This window comes from Sphingomonas sp. S6 (assembly GCF_043498045.1).
Lineage (GTDB): Bacteria > Pseudomonadota > Alphaproteobacteria > Sphingomonadales > Sphingomonadaceae > Sphingomonas.
In genome coordinates this window covers 1-5142 of sequence record NZ_JBIEOE010000035.1, presented here as the reverse complement: position 1 = coordinate 5142, position 5142 = coordinate 1, and the positions used below count along the sequence as shown (strand labels likewise).

Annotated in this window: 5 protein-coding genes; all 5 read left to right on the top strand. The window is 65.4% G+C overall.

The genetic code is table 11. The features are described 5' to 3' along the window. Nucleotides 1-141 precede the first annotated feature (141 nt). Entirely contained in the window at nucleotides 142-738 is a 597-nt protein-coding gene (locus ACGVWT_RS18965) for a recombinase family protein (RefSeq protein ID WP_126013734.1), read from the top strand. Continuing rightward, nucleotides 731-2383, top strand: coding sequence for an IS481 family transposase (locus ACGVWT_RS18960; protein WP_394427777.1), 1653 nt, complete (start codon nucleotides 731-733; stop codon nucleotides 2381-2383). The genes ACGVWT_RS18965 and ACGVWT_RS18960 overlap by 8 nt, the downstream gene beginning before the upstream one ends. Beyond that, nucleotides 2383-3360: an ExeA family protein gene (locus ACGVWT_RS18955; RefSeq protein ID WP_126013738.1), complete on the top strand. Its 978-nt coding sequence runs from the start codon at nucleotides 2383-2385 to the stop codon at nucleotides 3358-3360. The genes ACGVWT_RS18960 and ACGVWT_RS18955 overlap by 1 nt, the downstream gene beginning before the upstream one ends. 61 nt (nucleotides 3361-3421) lie before the next feature. Beyond that, nucleotides 3422-3691, top strand: coding sequence for an HU family DNA-binding protein (locus ACGVWT_RS18950; protein WP_126013740.1), 270 nt, complete (start codon nucleotides 3422-3424; stop codon nucleotides 3689-3691). Between the two features lie 70 nt (nucleotides 3692-3761). Beyond that, complete coding sequence (locus ACGVWT_RS18945) at nucleotides 3762-4958, top strand: hypothetical protein (RefSeq protein ID WP_394427774.1); 1197 nt, start codon at nucleotides 3762-3764, stop codon at nucleotides 4956-4958. Nucleotides 4959-5142: the final 184 nt, after the last annotated feature.

Genomic DNA, 5142 nt, shown 5'->3' with positions numbered 1-5142 from the left:
AAAAACCTTCCTTTCTGACGATCCTGCTGGCAGGCCGGCTCGGCGACGCATTCCGGCGGTCCGCCATTTGTCAAAACTGTTCTGGAAACCTGCTTCGCAAAACGCTATGCCGATAACGGGTTTGGAGAAGATCGAGCGGTCATGCGGGTCGGGTATGCCAGGGTTAGCACCAGCGACCAGAACCCCGACCTGCAACTGGACGCATTGCGCCGCGCCGGTTGCGAACGGGTCTTCACCGAAAACGCGTCGGGTGCTCGCGACGACCGTCCCGAACTCGCCCGCATCTTCGGCGAGGTGCTGCGTGCCGGCGACACGCTCGTGGTGTGGAAGCTCGACCGCCTCGCCCGCTCGCTGAAGAAACTGATCGCTACGGCTGAGGAGCTGGAGCGCGAGAAGATCGGGCTGGTGTCGCTGACCGAGAATATCGACACCACCACGCCGGGCGGCATGCTCACCTTCCACGTCTTCGGCGCCATCGCCCAGTTCGAGCGCGCCTTGATCCGCGAGCGTACCACCGCAGGGCTGATCGAGGCGCGCAGACAGGGCCGCAAGGGTGGCCGTCCGCCTTCGATGCGTCCGGCCGATGTGACCGCCGCGCGCGCCATGATGACGGAGGGGTCGCTGCCGGTGCGCGATATTGCCCGACGCATGGGTGTGTCGGTTGCCACGCTGTATCGCTATGCCGGCAAGCGCGGGCGCGCCGCTGCTGCGAAGGAAGCCGTCGCGGCACATGGCTGACGCGCGGAAGCGACCGCCCGGTGAGGCATTGGTCGAGCTTCGCCGACGGCTGTCGCTGTTGTCCCCGCGTGATCCGAACCGCACCGAGATCGTTGCCCGCGCCGCACAGGCTTACGGCATCTCAGTCTGGACGATGTACCGCGCGTTGCGCGAATTCAACCGGCCCAAATCCGTGCGGCGCAGCGATCATGGCGCGACACGTGTCGCGCCGCAGCCGCAGATGGAGCGCTATGCCGAGATCGTCGCGGCGCTGAAAATTCGTACCACCAACGGCAAGGGGCGGCGCGTGTCTACGGCCCGCGCGATCCAGTTACTGGAAGGCGACGGCGTCGAAACCCCCGATGGCCTCGTGAAGGTCGAGCCGGGCCTGTTGAAGCGGGCGACCATAGATCGGCTGCTGCGTGCGTCGGGGCTGGACCATGCCCGGGTGACCCGTCCCGGTGCCGCGGTACGCTTTCAGGCACGACGCTCGAACGAGTTATGGCACTTCGACATGAGCCCGTCCGACCTCAAGCAGGTGGAGGCGCCGCTGTGGATCGAGGAAGGGCGCGGTCGACCGACGCTGATGCTGTTCTCGGCGGTGGATGACTGTTCCGGTGTGGTCTACCAGGAATATCGCGGCGTCTACGGCGAAGACGCGGAATCGGCGCTCCGCTTCCTGTTCAATGCGTTCGCCGCCAAGCCCGAACCCGAGCTGCCGTTCCAGGGCCTGCCGGTCACGATCTACATGGACAACGGTCCGGTCAGCCGGTCGAGCGTCTTCCAGTCGGTGATGGGCAGTCTCGGTATCCGTGTCCTGACGCACCTCCCGCCCAAAAAAGAAGACCGTCACACCGCCGCGCGTGCCAAGGGCAAGGTCGAGCGGCCCTTCCGCACCATCAAGGAGGTGCACGAGACGCTCTACCACTTCCACAAGCCCAAGGATGAGGAAGAAGCGAACCTGTGGCTGCGCCGCGCGCTGGTCACCTACAACAATGCCGACCATCGCTCCGAACCGCATGCCCGCATCGAGCACTGGTTGCGTCATCTGCCCTCCGAAGGCGTCCGGGCGATGTGTTCATGGGAGCGGTTCTGCGCCTTCGCGCGCCAGCCCGAGCGTCGTACCGTCGCCGGCGATGCGACCGTGTCGGTCGAGGGCACGACCTACGAGGTCGAGCCACATCTCGCCGGCGAGACGGTGACGCTGCTGTGGGGGCTGTTCGACCAGGCGCTGTTCGTCGAGCATGACGGCAAACGCTTCGGCCCGTTCGAACCATCGCGCGGCGCAGTGCCGCTCTACCGCTACCGCAAGTACCAGAAGAGCCGGGCGGAAGAACGGCTCGACAAGGTGGTGCGGCTCGCCGACCAGCTCGGCCTGCCGCGTGCCGCGATCACGGGTGGCGACCGGCCCTTGCCGTCGCTGCCGCCCACCACCTCAGGGCTTCCCGTGCGGCGCACGCCCTTTCCGGAGCCCGTCGTCGAGACGGCCCATGCCACTGGCCTGGCCGCCCGTCAGGCGATCGTCGAGCAGCTCCGGGTTCCGCTCGGCTCGTTGCCCGAGGAGGATCGTGCCTTCATCGATGCGTTGCTCGGCGAGACGCTCGACAAGGCCGTCATCGCCGATCGCATTCGCGACCGGTTCCTGTCACGACGAAGGACCAGTTGATGCTCGCCGACGTGCAATCCAGCTACGGCCTCGCCCGCCCGTTCCAGGGCGCGGGCAATTTCGAGACCGAGCATCAGCGCGTCATCGTTCGCGAGGTATGCGCAGCGGTGCAGACCGGACGGCTGATCGTCGTCTCCGGGCTGGTCGGTTCGGGAAAGACCCACCTGCTGCGCCGGATCGAGGACGAACTGGCCCGCGCCGGCAAGGTCGCGGTCGCCAAGTCGCTGGCGGTGGACAAGCGACGTACATCGCTCACCTCGTTGATCGAGGCGTTGTTCTACGACCTTTCGTCCGGCGAACGCGCACAAGTAAAGATCCCCAAACAGGCCGAGCGGCGCGAGCGTGATCTTCGCGACCTGATGCGCAAGGGCAAGCGCCCGATCGTGCTGGTGGTCGACGAGGCACACGACCTACACCACAAGACGCTGACCGGCCTCAAGCGGCTCATGGAGGTGGTGGCCGATGCCGGCGTGCTGCTGTCGGTCCTGCTCGTCGGCCATCCCCGGTTGCGCAATGACCTGCGTCGCCCACAGATGGAGGAGATCGGCTACCGCACCACGACCTTCGACTATGAGGGGATCACATCGGCGCGCCGGGAATATGTCACTTGGCTGCTCGACGCCTGCGCGGCGGATGGCGTCAAGGCGGCCGACCTGATGGATGACGACGCGATCGACCTCATCGCCGAGCGCCTGCGGACCCCGCTCCAGATCGAAATGCATCTGACGCTCGCCTTCGAGCAGGGCTTCCGGTTGGGCGCAAAGCCGGTGACCGTCGAGATCGTCGAGCAGGTGCTGTCGCGCGCGATCGACGATCTCGAGCCGACGTTGACCCGCAACGGCTACGATGCCGCCACGCTCACCGCCCAGCTCGGCGCCCGACCCTCAGATGTACGGGCCCTGCTCGCCGGCACGCTCGATCCCGAACACACCCGGGACCTCACCGAGCAACTGCGCGCGGCCGGTGTCCCGGTATAGGTGCGCCTGTACCAAGCACGGCCAAGGCCCCGTTCAATTCCAGCAAGGAGTATGGAAGACCATGAATATCGGTGAGCTTGCAAAGGGCGTCGCGGCTGCGACGGGATCGACAGAGGCCAATGCGAAGGCCGCGATCGCCGCGGTGTTCGACCAGATCGCCGACGCGGCCGCCAAGGGCGACGAGGTGTCGATCACTGGTTTCGGCAAGTTCGCCGTCAAGGATCGGCCCGAACGGCAAGGCCGCAACCCGGCTACCGGAGAGGCGATGACGATCGCGGCATCAAAGAAGGTGTCCTTTACCGCCGCCAAGGCGCTGAAAGACAGACTCTGACACCGACAGGAACAGCGGACTCTTGATCCCGCTGTTCCTGCTTCCGCCTGCCGGCCCGTGACATCAGGGGGTGACCGTGAATCGTCTCTGCTTCGCCTTGCCGTTGCTGCTCTTCGCCTGTTCCGGTTCCCGCCCGCGCAACGCCGAGGCACAATCCGTCCCGACCCCGGCTGCCGCCATTCCGAAGGGAGCCACGCTCGATGCATCGGGCTTTGCCACGATCCTGTCGGCACCTCCGGTGCCCTACTCCGATACGCCGCCCCCGCCCGATCAGAACCAGCGCTTCGACGATCCGGCAGCCATAGAGAGGATGAACCCGGACCAGGCCGCCTCGGCTGCCGCGATGGCGCTCGACCGGCGGATCGCGAAAGCCGATCCCGACAATTACGTCGGTGTCCGGATCGTGCGCGATCCCGAACCGCGCTTTGCGTTTCAATTCAGACGCGACGCTGCGGCCCTGCTGTTGCGCTACACCCGCGATCCGCGCTTCACGGCGGTGGATGGTGGCGTGCCTGCCAGAGAGCTTCAGCCGATCTTCGACGATTGGTGGAAGCGGTTCGAGCCGTACCGGCTCGTCGGGGGTGGCTCTATTGAGCAGTTCGATGGCGTCGTTGGTTTCGACATGAACGTAGACGAGGCGGAGTATCGGAAGGTGGCTGCCGCACAGGGCTGGTCCCTGCCTGACAGGCTGAAGCTTCGCTTCAGACCGCCGGCAAACCCGCGATCGATCCAACCCGATTTGGCGCGCTTCGTTCGCCTCGTACCGCGCGAGGACAGGTCACCCGCCATCATCCATACCGCCGCAATCTTCGGCCGCGTCATCCTCAGGAACGGCTGCTTTCGCGTTCTCCAGCCAGACACGTCCGGAGAGCCGCTGGTGATCTTCGATCGTGATGCCGAAATAGCACTCGATCGCGACGGTTACATGGTGGTCCGCGATCCTCGCGCCGTCGATCGCGTCACGCGCATCGGTGACCGGATGGTGTGGTCGGGGCCTCTCGGCGTCGATGAACGCAGCGTCGGCGTGCAACAGCTACGAACCCGGTGCGGCGCCGGCCCCATCGTCAGCGTCGGTGTACCGCAGAGCAGTCAGCAGTTCCGTGTTCGTGCCTGGGCGATCGATAATCTGGCACGACGCCGCGGCATATCCCGGCAGGCGGCATGGAATGCGATGCGGGCATGCTGGTCACGGGAAGATGCTCGCGACCGTAATCGGACCTCGGCACAGACTGCATTCGAAGATTGCGACGATCCGGTCGTACGTTGAACAGCGGTTGTGTCACCCACTGGCAGATAATGTGAGCCGGCGATTATGATTGCGAGCAGCGACGGATGTTGGCGAGCACGTTGGCAGATAGCGTGAGCAGATCGCTGCGCATGTTGTCAGTTAATTCGAGCAGGAAACCGCTCCGTTTGCGAGCAATGCCCGCTACGATGGCAAGCGCCTACAG